This window comes from Streptomyces sp. NPDC004752 (assembly GCF_053601275.1).
The window spans coordinates 98,779-112,352 of record NZ_JBSGBN010000013.1; the positions used below are offsets into that span (position 1 = coordinate 98,779).

Sequence of the window (13,574 nt, forward strand, 5' to 3'; positions counted from 1 at the left end):
CAGGGCGCATCCGTGCGCCCCACCGTGCCACCGGGTGCTGCGCGGAGCGAACGCGCTGGTCGTAGGAGCAGTGGCGGAGGGGAGCCCGGCTGAAACTCGGTGGGCGTTGTCCGTGTCGATCCGTAGGCTCCGTGTGATGCCCACGACACATGCACCCGCCAAGGACCGTCCCGACCGTTCCGCCGTGCGCACCCTGCTGCGGCTGTGGCCCTATGTACGCCCGGTGCGGGCGCGGCTGTTCACCGCCGCGTTCGTCGCGATCGTCGCCTCCTGTGCGGGGCTGGTGATTCCGCTGGTCCTGAAGTGGATGGTGGACGGGCCGGTCGCCGACCGGGATGCGGCGGGCGTGTGGCTGGGCGCGCTGTACCTGCTGTTGCTCGGGGTCGCGGAGGCGGGGCTGTTCGGGTTGCGGCGGTGGCTGGTGGCCCGGCCGCTGTCGCACGTCGAGGCGGAGATGCGGGCGGAACTGTACGGGCATCTGCAACGGCTGCCGGTGGCCTTCCACGACCGCTGGGCCTCGGGCCAGTTGCTCTCCCGGGGCACCACCGATCTGATGCTGCTGCGCCTGTTCCTCGCCTTCCCGTTGACGTTCCTGCTGGTCAACGGCGTGACCATACTGGTCGGCGTGGCGATCATGGTGTCCCAGGACTGGCTGCTGGGGCTGGTCGTCCTCGGGCCCGCGGTGCCCGTGATGTGGACCTGCGTGGTCTTCGAACGGCGGTACGCCCATGTGGCGCGGCTCGCTCAGGACCAGGTCGGCGACCTGACGACGGTCGTCGAGGAGAGCGTGCTCGGCATCCGCATCATCAAGGGGTTCGGCCGGCACCGCAGTCAGGCGCGGGCGTTCCGGGAGCTGTCGGGGACGCTGCGCGGCACGGAACTGCGCAAGGCGCGGCTGCTGGCGACGATCTGGGCCGTCATCGTGACGCTGCCGGAGGTCGCGATCGGGGCGGCGCTGGTGCTGGGGACCGTGCGGGTGGCGGACGGGGAGCTGTCCGCGGGGACGCTGGTCGCCTTTCTGAGCACGGCGCTCGCGCTGCGCTGGCCGGTGGACTCGATCGGGTTCCTGCTCGCGATGACGCAGGAGGCGGCGACGGCGACGGAACGGTACTTCGAGGTTCGGGACGCGCGGGTGGAGGACCCGGAGGGGTCCGGCGGTCCACACCGAGAGCCCGGGCCCGCAGCGGGCGGACTCCGCTTCCACGGCGTCCGGTTCCGCTATCCCGACGCCCCGCCCGGCTCCCCGCCCACCCTCGACGGCATCGACCTCCACATCCGTCCCGGCGAGTCCATGGCCCTGGTCGGGGCGACCGGCAGCGGGAAGACCACCCTCACGGCGCTCATCCCCCGGCTGCACGAGATCACCTCCGGGCGGATCACGCTGGACGGGCGGGACATCACCGCCATGCCCCGCGAGGAACTGCGGGCGAAGGTGGCCGTCGCATTCGAGGAACCGACGCTGTTCTCCGCGTCCGTCGGGGAGAACGTGCTCATGGGCGGCGACGGGAGCGTCGGCCGGCCGGACCTGGAGCGGGCGCTGTCGGTCGCGCAGGCCGAGTTCGCGCACGCCCTGCCGCAGGGCACGGACACCCGGGTCGGCGAGCAGGGGCTGAGCCTGTCCGGCGGACAGCGGCAGCGGCTCGCGCTCGCCCGGGCGGTGGTGGGTCGGCCGAGCTTCCTCGTGCTGGACGACCCGCTGTCCGCCCTCGACGTGCACACCGAGGCCGCCGTGGAGGCCGCGCTGCGCCGGGTCCTCGTGGACACCACCGCGCTCATCGTGGCCCACCGTCCCTCGACGGTGCTGCTCGCCGACCGCGTCGCGCTGCTCTCACGGGGCCGCATCGCCGCGGTCGGCACCCACCACGAACTGCTCCGCGACAACCCGGAGTACGCCCATCTGATGTCCGGCGAACAGCGCGAGGACGGCGCAGGCGGACGGGTCGGCGAGCCCCCGAAGGCGCAGGCCGGGGAACGGACCGGAGGCGATACCGGGCAGGAAACCGGCCAACCTCCCGAAAACCCACCCGAGCCACAGACCGACCAACGGGCAGACGACCAGACCGGGGACCGGGCCGGAGAACAGGCCCCGGAGCAGGCCGGGGACCGGTCCGGAGAGCAGGCCGACCGGCGGGCAGGAGAACGAACCGAGCCCCAGGCCGCAGAACAGGCCGACGGACAGGCCGGCGAGCAAACCAAGGACCAGGCCGACGGACGAACCAAGGACCAGGCCAGAGACCAGGCCGGGGGCCGGGTCGGTGGGCCCGAGTCCCGTGGTGCGTCGGTCGGGGAAGCGGAGGACGCACGATGACCGCTCCCGCCTCGTCGGCGCCCCCGCCCGCCGCCTCCGTGTCCCCGCCGGACCCGGATGACGCTCCGCTCCGGTCGCAGGACGTCGGGGATCCCTTCGACCAGGACGTGCTGCCCACGCCGCCCGGTGCCACGGCCGCCCTGCTGCGCGCGCTGCTCGCCCCGATGAAGGCCCGTGTCGCCGTCACCACGCTGCTGCTGCTGTTCCAGCAGGCCGCCGTGCAGGCCGGTCCGCTGCTGGTGGCGTACGCCATCGACAGCGCCGTACCGGCGCTGCGTCGGGACGACCACGGCCCGCTGATCGCGGTCGGCGTCGGCTATCTGCTGTGCGCGCTGCTCTCCGGCGGCCTCCAGTTCGCGTTCATCGAGGCGTCCGCGCGCGTCAACCAGGACGTGCTGCTCGATCTGCGCGGCCGCATCTTCCGGCACGCGCAGGCGCTCAGCGTCGACTTCCACGAGCGGTACACCTCGGGCCGGCTCATCTCACGCTCCACCACGGACGTGGAGTCGCTGCGCGAACTGCTCAGCGAGGGGCTCCAGGAACTCGTCACGGTGATCCTGTCCTTCGTCTACATCTCCGCGATGCTGCTCTGGCTCGACCTGGGCCTCGGCACGGTCGCGGTGGCCTCCTTCGTACCGCTGTACCTGCTCGTACGGCTCTACCAGCGACGCGCGGGGCGGGCGTTCCGGCTCCGGTCCACGGCCATCGCGGCGGTGATCGTGAAGTTCGTGGAGACGATGAACGGCATCCGTCCGGTACGTGCCTTCCGCCGGGAGGCGGCGAACGACGCCGAGTTCCGCGTCCTCAACCGGCGCCACGAGCGGACGAACGGCGACGCCCTGCTGGAGATGGCCCGCTATGTCGTCGGCTCCCGACTGGTCGCCAACACGGCGGTCGCGGCGATCGTGCTGTGGGGCGCCCAGCGGGTGGTGTCCGGCTCGCTGGCGCTCGGCGTGCTGGCGGCCGCGGTGCTGTATCTGCGCCGCCTGTACGACCCCATCGACCGGCTGGGCATGTTCCTCAACTCCTACCAGTCGGCCGCCGCCTCGCTGGAGAAGATCGCGGGCCTGCTGGCGCAGACCCCGTCGGTGCCGGAGCCGACCGCGCCCCGTCCGCTGCCGGCCCCGGCGACCGCCGACCAACCCGGCCGCGAGGTCGTCTTCGACGGCGTCCGGTTCGCCTACCGCACCGGCGGCGAGGTGCTGCCCCGCTTCGACCTCACGATTCCGGCTGGTCAGACGGTCGCCGTGGTCGGTTCGACGGGCGCGGGCAAGTCGACGCTGGCCAAGCTGCTCGCCCGGTTCTACGACCCCTCCGACGGCCGGGTCCTGCTCGACGGCGTGGACCTGCGGGAGCTGTCCTCGCCCGAGTTGCGCCGCGGGGTGGTGATGGTGACGCAGGAGGCGTTCCTGTTCTCGGGCACGGTGGCCGAGAACATCGCCATCGGCCGCCCGGAGGCCACCCGTGCGGAGATCGAGCGGGCGGCGAAGGCGATCGGGGCGCACGAGTTCATCGACGCGCTGCCGGACGGATACGACACGGACGTACGCAAGCGGGGCGGCCGTATCTCGGCCGGTCAGCGTCAACTGGTCGGCTTCGCACGGGCGTTGCTCGCCGATCCGGCGGTGCTGATCCTCGACGAGGCGACCAGTTCGCTGGACGTGCCCGGGGAGCGGGCGGTGCAGCGGGCCATGTCGACGGTGCTGCGGGGCCGTACGGCCGTGGTGATCGCGCACCGGCTGTCGACCGTGGAAATCGCCGACCGGGTGCTGGTCATGGAGCACGGCCGGATCGTCGAGGACGGCGGTCCCGACGAACTGATCGCCGGGACGGGCCGGTTCGCGGACCTGCACCGGGCCTGGCGGGACAGCCTGGCGTAGCACGCCGTATGTAGGTTCCGCATTCTGACGGACACTGACCATGTGAAATGGACAGCGATTGGGCACTTTCGCCATTCTGCGGGCACTGGCTGCGGTGAGTAACTACGGTCGTCCGTACGGTGGTTCAGAGTCCCGACTGAGTGCACGGTCAACTGGTCGCTGCGGTGAGCCAACCGGTCCTGCTCGGTTGATCACGTGCTTGAGGAAAACAGGTCCAAGCCTGCGCGCATGGTTGGTGTCTTCGAATCGCTCCGTTCCAGCGGGACAACCCGCAGGCGCTCACCGGGCCGAACGGCTACGACAGCCAGGCGTGATGTCAAGTCCTTATGAAATACGGCTGACTCGGACTCCGTTCCCGGTCCGGATTTCTCGATCCGAAGGGAACAGACAGCCTTGCTCACCAGAAGTTCGTACAGGCGGACGAGTTCGTCTCCGTCCTCATCATCGCGGTGGCCGGTGAAGACTCTGGATTCGGATTCCGAGAGCACTACCACCGAGGCGTCGGACAGGATGTTCTCGGCCGCGGACGGGGTCTCCCGCTCGAAGCCGACGATCTCCCCGGAGAGATGTTCCGCGTCTGTCCAACGGTGGTCTTCTCCCTTGAGGGAGTAGTACACCTCGCTGGCAACGAACCCGTCGTCCCTGCGGTGGAGAAGGAGGACGAACCCGAGGTCACCGTCGATCCAGACGTCGACGGCGACGGGGCCCTCGCCGAGGTCCGGCAGGTGCGTGTCCGGAAGCTCGCCGCCCGGAGTGCGCGGTCCTTGGTCGAGCGCTGCAGCCGCGATATCGGCCATGGGTTTCTTCATGTGTTCGGCCTTGGTGAAGGGTGTGTTGAAGTGGCGGATGGGTGCGGCGCACCCAGAGTCGGGTGCGCCGCGTTTCCATCCGGTCACAGGTGCTGTGTCAGGTCATCTCGCCCTGCAGGATGACACCATGTCGGCCACGAAGCCCCTCCAGCCGAAGACGGCCACGGCGCCGTACGTCCAGACGATGGTTCCCGGTTTGACCTGGACGTTGTAATGCACGGCCCAGGACAGCTTGAGCGGGTTCATCCAGGAGCCCTTGGACTGGAGCTTGACCAGCTTTCCTCGCTTTCCCGCCGAGCCAGCCGTAGCGCGTGGTGGTCTGGCCGGTGCGCGGGTTGCCGTACTCGTCCGAGTCGAACGCGAGGGGAGCCTCACCGGCGTCCAGCGGGAGTTGCAGGGCGACGTCGCCATGGAGGTTGGTCAGTTGGAGGACGACGTGGCCGGTCTTGCCGGTGGCGGCCGTGATGTCTCGTCGATGGGCAACCGCTCTCACCCTCGGTAACCTCCAACACCACCCACCAGACCAAGATTGCGTACCGCCGCCCGACACCGGCATTGCGCACGAAGCCCGGAATTCAGCGTTTCCGCTGAAGCCAGTGCCAACGATCAAGAGGAACCTCACGCAACGGGACGGGAGCATGGATGATCGACGCGTACGAGGATCCAGGGACACCCGACACACGCGGCGGCTGGCGGTTCCTGTGGTGGCTGGTGCGGTGCCAGCCGGGCCGGTCGCTGGCCGGGGCGCTGCTGGCCAGCGTCTGGCTGGTGCTGATGGCGGCGGCACCGTATCTGATGGCCCGGGCGGTCGACGACGGGCTGGTGACGGGTGACCTGGGCGCGCTGGCCGGGTGGACCGTGGTGCTGTTCCTGGTCGGGTCGGTCAACTCATGGCTGAGCATCATGCGCCACCGCACGATGACACGGGTCCGGATGGACGCCAACTTCCGCACGGTCAAGGTGGTCGTCGGGCACGCGGTGCGGCTCGGGGCCGCGCTGCCGCGGCGGGCCGGGGCCGGGGAGATCGTCACGGTCGGCGTCGGTGATGTGCAGACGATCGCCCAGTCGCTGACCGTCGTCGGGCCCGGGGTGGGTGCCGTGGTGGTCTACCTCGTGGTGGCCGGGGTGCTGTTGTCGATCTCGCCGCCGCTGGCCGCGGTGGTGCTGCTCGGGATGCCGGTGATCGCGCTGGTCGGGGGTCCACTGACGGTGCGGTTGCAGGCGGCGGAGACCGGGTACCGGGAGCGGCAGGGCGTGCTGACCGCGCGCATCGGCGATCTGGCGGGCGGGCTGCGGGTCCTCAACGGCCTCGGCGGCAAGGGGCTGTTCGCGGACGCGTTCCGGCGCGACTCGCAGCGGCTGCGGGCGCAGGGCTACCGGGTGGGCACGGTGGCCAGCTGGGTGCAGGCGCTCGGAGTGGGTCTGCCGACCCTGTTCCTTGCGGTGGTGACCTGGCTCGCGGCCCGGATGGCCGCCGAGGGTGAGCTGAGCGTCGGCGAGTTGGTGGCGGTGTACGGCTATGTCGCCGTGCTGGTGGGTCCGGTGGCCTTCTTCCTGGAGATGGGCTACCAGCTCAGCCGGGGCGTGGTGGCCGCGCGCCGGGTCGTGGCGCTGCTGCGGCTCGCCCCGGAGCCGGACGAGGGGACCCGTGCCGCACCGGCGGAGCCGGCCGCGCTGGTCGATCCCGAGTCGGGGGTGCGGGTGCCGCCGGGGCGGCTGACCGCGCTGGTCGGTGCCCGGCCCGCGGACTGCGCGGCCGTGGTCGACCGCCTCGGCCGTTTCGCACCAACCGCCGTCACCTGGGGCGGGGTACGGCTCGACACGATCCCGCTGGCCGAGGTGCGGGCCCGGATCCTGGTCTGCGACAACGAGGCCGACCTGTTCGCGGGGACGCTGCGGGAGGTGGTGGCCGGGCACCGGGAGTGCGACGACGCGGCGCTGGGGCGGGCGGTGCACGCGGCCGCCGCCGACGACATCGTGCAGGGCCTGCCGGACGGGCCGGACTCGGCGGTGTCCGCGCAGGGCCGCAGCCTGTCGGGCGGCCAGCGTCAGCGGGTGCGGCTGGTCCGGGCGTTGCTGGCGGAACCGGAGGTGCTGCTCGCGGTGGAGCCGACGTCGGCGCTGGACGCGCATACGGAGGCCACGGTCGCCCGTCGGCTGCGGGCCGCGCGCGCGGGCCGCACCACGGTGGTGACCACGACCTCCCCGCTGATGCTGGACCGCGCGGACACCGTGCACTATCTGGTGGACGGCAAGGTCGCGGCCACCGGAAGCCACCGCCGACTGCTCGCGGACGAGCCCGGCTACCGGGCCCTGGTGGCCCGCGACAACGTCGCCCAGGAGGTGGCGCGGTGACAGCGTCCACGAAGCAACTTCCCCTCGCTGCCCAGGAGGTGGCACGGTGACAGCGTCCGCCGAGCAACTTCCCATCGCCACACGCGCCGAGGTACGCCGGGCGACCGTACGGCTGGTGCGAGCCGACCGGCGGTCCTTCGCCGCCGCACTGCTGCTGAACGCGCTGGCCGCCGCGGCCGGGCTGGCCGGGCCGTGGCTGGTCGGCCGGATCGTGGACGAGGTCAGGGCCGGGGCCGGTGTCGGGGTGGTGGACCGGCTGGCGCTCGGCATCCTGGTGTGCGCGCTGGCCCAGCTGCTGCTGGCCCGCTGGGCCCGGTACGTGGGCTACCGGTTCGGGGAGCGGACGCTGGCCCGGGTCCGCGAGGAGTTCGTCGACCGGGCCCTCGCACTGCCCGCGTCGGCGGTGGAGCGGGCCGGCACCGGTGACCTCACCGCGCGCGGCACCGCTGATGTGGCCACGGTCGGCACAACGCTCCGGGATGTGGGACCCGAGCTGCTGGTCAGCTCCGTCCAGGCGCTGTTCGTACTCGGCGCCGTGATCCTGCTGGACCCGCTGCTGGGCGCGTTCGGGGTACTCGGGATGACCCCGATCTGGTGCGCGCTGCGCTGGTATCTGCGCCGGGCCCGGGACGGCTATCTCGCCGAGGGCGCGACCACCTCGCAGGTCGCGGAGATCGTCGCGTCGACCGCATCCGGGGCCCGGACCGTGGAGGCGTTCCGCCTTCAGGAACGGCGGATCGCGGCGAGCCGGGGCACGCTGGAGACGTCCCGGCGGACCCGGCTGTACACGCTGTATCTGCGCACGGTGTTCTTCCCGGCCGTCGAGGTGTCGTACACGATCCCGGTGGCGGGGGTGCTGCTGGTCGGTGGGGTGCTGCACGCGCGCGGGGCGGTGGGCCTGGGCGCGGTGGTGGCGGCAGCGCTGTATCTGCGGCAGCTCGCCGAACCGCTGGACCAGATCCTGATGCGGATCGAGCAACTGCAGAGCAGCAACGCGTCGTTCGCCCGGGTGGAGGGGCTGGCCCGGGCGCCGCGTGCGGTGCCGGACGGCGACGCGGCGACCCCGGCGGACGACCGGATCGACGTGTCCGGGGTGCGGTACGCCTACGAGCGGGGCGGGGAGGTGCTGCGCGGGGTCGATCTGACGGTGCGGCCCGGCGAGCGGCTGGCGGTGGTCGGGCCGTCCGGCGCGGGCAAGACCACGCTGAGCCGACTGCTCGCGGGCGTCGACGCGCCGGGGGCGGGCACGGTGTCGGTGGGCGGGGTACCGATCGCGGGTCTGGAACCGGAGCGGCTGCGCCGACAGGTGGTGCTGGTCACCCAGGAGCACCATGTCTTCCTGGGTACGGTCCGGGACAATCTGCGGATCGCCGAACCGGCGGCCACGGACGAGGAGTTGTGGACGGCGCTGGCCGCGGTGGGCGCCGACGCCTGGGTGCGCGAGCTGCCGGACGGCCTCGACTCCCGGCTGGGTCCGGGCGGGACGGCCACCGACGGTTCGCAGGCCCAACAGCTCGCCCTGGCCCGGGTGGTGCTGGCCGACCCGCACACACTGATCCTGGACGAGGCCACGGCCCTGCTGGATCCGGCGACCGCGCGGCACACCGAGCGCGCCCTGGCCGCCGTCCTGGCGGGCCGAACCGTCATCGCCATCGCCCACCGCCTGCACACCGCCCACGACGCGGACCGGGTGGCCGTGATGGAGGAGGGCCGACTCACCGAACTGGGCACGCACGACGAACTGGTGAAGACCGACGGGGCGTACGCGGCACTGTGGCGAACGTGGCACGGAGACGGCACGCCGTGAGCGGCGGGCGGCGCAGACCCACGGGAACGTGAACGGCCGGGCCGCGCAGACCCGGCCGGAACGTAGACGGCCGGGCTGCGCATGCCCACTGAAACGTAGACGGTCGGCCCGCGCAGGCCCGCCAGAACGTAAGCCGTCAGGCCACGCACCCTCCGGTACATGAGCCGTCAAGCCCACGCAGGCCCGCCAGAACGTAAGCAGTCGGGCCACGAAGACCCGACAGAACATGGGCCGTCAGGCCGCGAAGACCCGGCGGAACATGAGCAGTCGGGTCCGCGCAGGCCCCTCCGGAACGTGAGCGATCGGGCCCGCGCAAGCCCCCCGGCCCGGAACCTAAGCCGTCAGGCCCGCGCGAGCCCCCGGAACCCGAGCAGTCGGCCGCGCCGGCCCGCGGGAAGCTGTCGACGGCGGCCGTGCGACGCTCGCCGTCGGCGCCGCGCGAGCAGCTCGGCGAGGCGGTCAGCGAGCAGCTCGGCGAGGCGGTCAGCGAGCAGCTCGGCGAGGCGGTCGGCCAGCCGGTCCGCGGGCCCGGTTCCGACCCCGGGGAACGGTTCGTATACCGAACAGGAACATCCGGTCAACGAACCGATTCCGGCCAAACTTTCGACGCAGCCCTGGCAGGCGATGTGCTCTCCTGCCACTCTTCCCCACAACCGACTCAGCGCACTCCACGGCGCCGCCCCTGGCACCCGAGCCGGCCCTGCACCTGGTTTCGCGGCACGCCCGTTCTGCCCGGACGGCCCGGCCCGGCCTCCGGTTCCCCCGGCCGCACACGACCGCGGCCATGCAGCAGGAGGCAGCGTTGAGAAGCAGTGCACCGCACGGACGCGCCGCGCCGAAATCACCGACCGGGACCCGACGGTCGAGGACCGGAACCCCTGTCCGCGCGGCGTCGACAGGCCCGGCGACCGGAGGCTGACGTCCACGCGAACCGGGCCCGCCCACGACGGGAACGGCACGCCACTTCCGGGCGCGTCCCCCGGGAGCGGCCCGGGTTCACTTGCCCGGGTCCACTTCCCCGCACCGTTTCCCGGACAGCCGCTTTCCGGCCAACATCGCTCCGGGGTCCTGACATGTACACATCCCAGATGTCACTCTTCCTTCACCCGCCGCAGCACACCAAGTTCACCCCTCCCACCGGTCAGCGACCCCGTACTGCCCGGACTCCCCCCACTTGAAGGAGCTTGAGTGAGCCCCCGCTACGCGCGTCACAAGCGCACCACCGTGGCCATCGCCACCGCTGTCGCCGCCAGCACCCTGTTCTCCACCGGCCTGACCACCAGCGCCTCCGCGCAGACCCCGGCCGGGGCCGCCGCCGCGAAGCCGCTCGCCGCCGCCCCGACCGCACTGTCCCCCGCGGCCCGTGGCGAACTGATCCGTCAGGCACGGTCCGACGCCGCCGGGACCGCCCGCGCCATCGGACTCGGCGCCAAGGAGAAGCTGGTCGTCAAGGACGTCGTGAAGGACGTCGACGGCACCGTCCACACCCGCTACGAGCGCACCTACGCGGGCCTGCCGGTGCTCGGCGGCGACCTGGTCGTGCACACCTCCAAGGCCGGCAGAACCGAAGGCGTCACCAAGGCCACGAAGCACGCCATCAAGGTGGCCTCGCTCACGCCGAAGATCGCCTCCGCCAAGGCCGAGAAGCAGGCGCTGACCGCCGCCAAGGCGGCCGGCTCGGCCAAGACCGAGGCGGACGGCGCGCGCAAGGTGATCTGGGCCGGCTCCGGCAAGCCCGTCCTCGCCTACGAGACGATCGTCGGCGGCCTCCAGGACGACAGCACCCCCAACGAGCTGCACGTCATCACCGACGCGGTCACCGGCAAGAAGCTCTACGAGTACCAGGGCATCGAGAACGGCACCGGCAAGACCCTCTACTCGGGCGAGGTCACCCTGGGCACCACGCAGTCGGGGTCGACGTACGAGCTGAACGACACCACGCGCGGCGGCCACAAGACGTACAACCTGGCGCACGGGAGCGACGGCACCGGCACCCTGTTCACCGACGACGACGACGTCTGGGGCACCGGCACCGCCTCCAGCTCCGACACGGACCAGACGGCCGCCGCCGACGCCGCCTACGGGGCCCAGGAGACCTGGGACTTCTACAAGAACACCTTCGGCCGCAACGGCATCAAGGACGACGGCCAGGCCGCCTACTCGCGCGTCCACTACGGCGACGCCTACGTCAACGCCTTCTGGGACGACGGCTGCTTCTGCATGACCTACGGCGACGGCGAGGGCAACACCCACCCGCTGACCGCGCTGGACGTGGCCGGCCACGAGATGAGCCACGGCGTCACCTCCAACACCGCGGGCCTCGAATACTCGGGTGAGTCCGGCGGTCTGAACGAGGCCACCTCCGACATCTTCGGCACCGGCGTGGAGTTCTACGCCGACAACGCCTCCGACGTCGGCGACTACCTCATCGGCGAGAAGATCGACATCAACGGTGACGGCACCCCGCTGCGCTACATGGACAAGCCCAGCAAGGACGGCGGCTCGGCCGACTACTGGTCCTCCGGCGTCGGCGACGAGGACGTGCACTACTCGTCCGGTGTCGCCAACCACTTCTTCTACCTGCTGTCGGAGGGCAGCGGCCCGAAGACGATCAACGGGGTGTCCTACGACTCCCCGACGTCCGACGGCTCCACGGTCACTGGCATCGGCCGGGACAAGGCGCTGCAGATCTGGTACAAGGCGCTGACCACGTACATGACGTCCACGACCGACTACAAGGCCGCCCGCAAGGCGACCCTGGACGCGGCGTCCGACCTGTACGGCGCCGACAGCGCCGAGTCCACCGCGGTGGCCGCCGCCTGGACCGGGCTCAACGTCGCCTGATCCGAGGACAGACAGCCGGGCGGCCCCCAGGAGGAAGACATTCCGGGGGGCCGCCCTACCCTTGGGTGCCATGTCTTTGGCAGACTTCACCTACGAGCCGGTCGGCGCGACCCGCGAGGACCTCACCGCCTGCCCGCCCGGCTTCCACCCCCTACATGTGCGCACGCGCATCGGCGAGGGCGAGCAGGTGTTCCGCCGGGCCGCCGAAACGCTCTTCACCTGGGAGATGCACCGCGCGCTGGGCGTGGGCATCGACGCGGGCGCCGACCGCGCGGCCCCCGGCGTCGACGTCACGGTCACCCTGGCCGGCCTGGTCAAGGCACCCTGCCGCGTCGTATGGACGGTGACGGAACCCCGCCGGGCCGGCTGGGCGTACGGCACCCTGGAGGGCCATCCGGAGTGCGGCGAGGAGGCGTTCGTGGTCGACCGCACCGGCGACGGCACGGTCTGGCTGACCGTCGCGGCCTTCAGCCGACCCCACGCGTGGTACGCCCGCGCGGGCGGCCCGGCAACCCGCGCCCTCCAACAGGCATACGCACGCCGCTGCGGAACCGTACTGAGAAAGCTCACCGGCGAGAACACCTGACCACCCCCAAAGGGGCGCGGGGAACTGCGCAACCAACCACGACGTACCCGCACCCAAAAACCCCACGCAACCCACCCATAGGGGCGCGGGGAACTGCGCACCCCCCCACGACATACCCGCACCCAAAAACCCAGCGCAACCCACCATAGGGGCGCGGGGAACTGCGCAACCCCCCACATCCAACCCGCGGCCAGCGCACCGCGTGCCAGGACCAGCGCAGGTTGCGCGCCAGATCGCTCAGGGGCCGGACGATCCGCGATCCCCGAACGCCCCCCGGGCCCCGGACGTGTCCCGACCGGTCCGGATCCGGCCATATCCGCGCGCGTACGCCAAGGGCGTCGTGCCGTGCGCGAACGGGCCGTCGGCCGAACTCCCCTGGGTACTAGGGGTGTTGGCGGCGCCGCAGCGCCCGCAGAACCGCTCCCACCGGGCGGGGCCGACCCTGTGCGCGGACATACGCGCGAGTAGTTAACCAAAGTGCCGGATTGCTCACCCGAATAGGGTGGGAAGGCTCCTGCGGTACGCCCCGCAGGCGCACCGCAGCCACCCCGCAGGACCCACCTCCCCACAGCCATCCGCCCACACACCCACGTTGACGCGGACAGGAGCGGTCATGCCCGCCACACATCATTCGTCACCATCCCCGGCCAGCAGCAGGAACGGCTTGACGGACGGGCCGCCGGAGCGAACGGCCGCTCCCGTGACACCGACGGGTCGCGGCGGCACCCGGCCGCCCTCCCGGGAGCGGCCCCCCAGCGGGAACACCGACAGGGACACCAGGGGAGACACCGGCGGGGACACCGCCGTCGGCCGCATACCCGTCCTCGACGTCCGCCCGGTGGTCCAGGGCGGACGCCGGCCCGCGAAGGCGGTCGTCGGGGAGACGTTCCAGGTGTCCGCGACCGTGTTCCGCGAGGGCCATGACGCGCTGGGCGCCAATGTGGTGCTGTGCGATCCGCAGGGCCGGCCCGGCCCATGGACCCCG

10 protein-coding genes and 1 pseudogene are annotated in these 13,574 nt (G+C 71.8%); 7 read left to right on the top strand and 4 right to left on the bottom strand.

The window, feature by feature from the left end:
• Positions 1-136: 136 nt before the first annotated feature.
• Positions 137-2,308 (top strand): ABC transporter transmembrane domain-containing protein, encoded by a 2,172-nt coding sequence (locus ACWEKM_RS08190; protein ID WP_451620350.1) that lies wholly within the window; start codon positions 137-139, stop codon positions 2,306-2,308.
• Positions 2,305-4,188: an ABC transporter ATP-binding protein gene (locus ACWEKM_RS08195; protein ID WP_451620351.1), complete on the top strand. Its 1,884-nt coding sequence runs from the start codon at positions 2,305-2,307 to the stop codon at positions 4,186-4,188. The genes ACWEKM_RS08190 and ACWEKM_RS08195 overlap by 4 nt, the downstream gene beginning before the upstream one ends.
• 191 nt (positions 4,189-4,379) lie before the next feature.
• On the opposite strand, the gene ACWEKM_RS08200 is transcribed toward ACWEKM_RS08195, so the two are convergent.
• The 3 genes and pseudogenes from ACWEKM_RS08200 to ACWEKM_RS08210 all read right to left on the bottom strand — a co-directional run.
• Entirely contained in the window at positions 4,380-4,997 is a 618-nt protein-coding gene (locus ACWEKM_RS08200) for a hypothetical protein (RefSeq protein WP_451620352.1), read from the bottom strand.
• 102 nt (positions 4,998-5,099) lie between these two features.
• Entirely contained in the window at positions 5,100-5,243 is a 144-nt protein-coding gene (locus ACWEKM_RS08205; RefSeq protein ID WP_451620359.1) for a hypothetical protein, read from the bottom strand.
• Positions 5,244-5,271: 28 nt separating this feature from the next.
• A pseudogene (locus ACWEKM_RS08210) lies at positions 5,272-5,466 on the bottom strand (hypothetical protein); the annotation flags it as partial.
• A gap of 173 nt (positions 5,467-5,639) precedes the next feature.
• Between ACWEKM_RS08210 and ACWEKM_RS08215 the strand changes: the two are divergent.
• Positions 5,640-7,352 (top strand): ABC transporter transmembrane domain-containing protein, encoded by a 1,713-nt coding sequence (locus ACWEKM_RS08215; protein ID WP_451620353.1) that lies wholly within the window; start codon positions 5,640-5,642, stop codon positions 7,350-7,352.
• A 46-nt stretch (positions 7,353-7,398) separates the two neighbouring features.
• Positions 7,399-9,159: an ABC transporter ATP-binding protein gene (locus ACWEKM_RS08220; protein WP_451620354.1), complete on the top strand. Its 1,761-nt coding sequence runs from the start codon at positions 7,399-7,401 to the stop codon at positions 9,157-9,159.
• Positions 9,160-9,500: 341 nt separating this feature from the next.
• Here the strand turns inward: ACWEKM_RS08220 and ACWEKM_RS08225 are convergent, their stop codons facing one another.
• Positions 9,501-9,740, bottom strand: a complete 240-nt coding sequence (locus ACWEKM_RS08225; RefSeq protein ID WP_451620355.1) for a hypothetical protein — start codon at positions 9,738-9,740, stop codon at positions 9,501-9,503.
• A gap of 607 nt (positions 9,741-10,347) precedes the next feature.
• Here ACWEKM_RS08225 and ACWEKM_RS08230 point away from each other — a divergent pair.
• The 3 genes from ACWEKM_RS08230 to ACWEKM_RS08240 all read left to right on the top strand — a co-directional run.
• Entirely contained in the window at positions 10,348-12,003 is a 1,656-nt protein-coding gene (locus ACWEKM_RS08230; RefSeq protein WP_451620356.1) for a M4 family metallopeptidase, read from the top strand.
• A gap of 70 nt (positions 12,004-12,073) precedes the next feature.
• Positions 12,074-12,589 (top strand): DUF1990 domain-containing protein, encoded by a 516-nt coding sequence (locus ACWEKM_RS08235; protein WP_451620357.1) that lies wholly within the window; start codon positions 12,074-12,076, stop codon positions 12,587-12,589.
• 613 nt (positions 12,590-13,202) lie between these two features.
• A partial coding sequence (locus tag ACWEKM_RS08240) for a maltotransferase domain-containing protein (protein ID WP_451620358.1) occupies positions 13,203-13,574 on the top strand: 372 nt, incomplete at its 3' end.

Coding starts and splice junctions, on each gene's coding strand:
- ACWEKM_RS08190 (WP_451620350.1), top strand. CDS start 137: ATGCCCACGACACATGCACCCGCCAAGGACCGTCCCGACCGTTCCGCC.
- ACWEKM_RS08195 (WP_451620351.1), top strand. CDS start 2,305: ATGACCGCTCCCGCCTCGTCGGCGCCCCCGCCCGCCGCCTCCGTGTCC.
- ACWEKM_RS08200 (WP_451620352.1), bottom strand. CDS start 4,997: ATGAAGAAACCCATGGCCGATATCGCGGCTGCAGCGCTCGACCAAGGA.
- ACWEKM_RS08205 (WP_451620359.1), bottom strand. CDS start 5,243: ATGAACCCGCTCAAGCTGTCCTGGGCCGTGCATTACAACGTCCAGGTC.
- ACWEKM_RS08215 (WP_451620353.1), top strand. CDS start 5,640: ATGATCGACGCGTACGAGGATCCAGGGACACCCGACACACGCGGCGGC.
- ACWEKM_RS08235 (WP_451620357.1), top strand. CDS start 12,074: ATGTCTTTGGCAGACTTCACCTACGAGCCGGTCGGCGCGACCCGCGAG.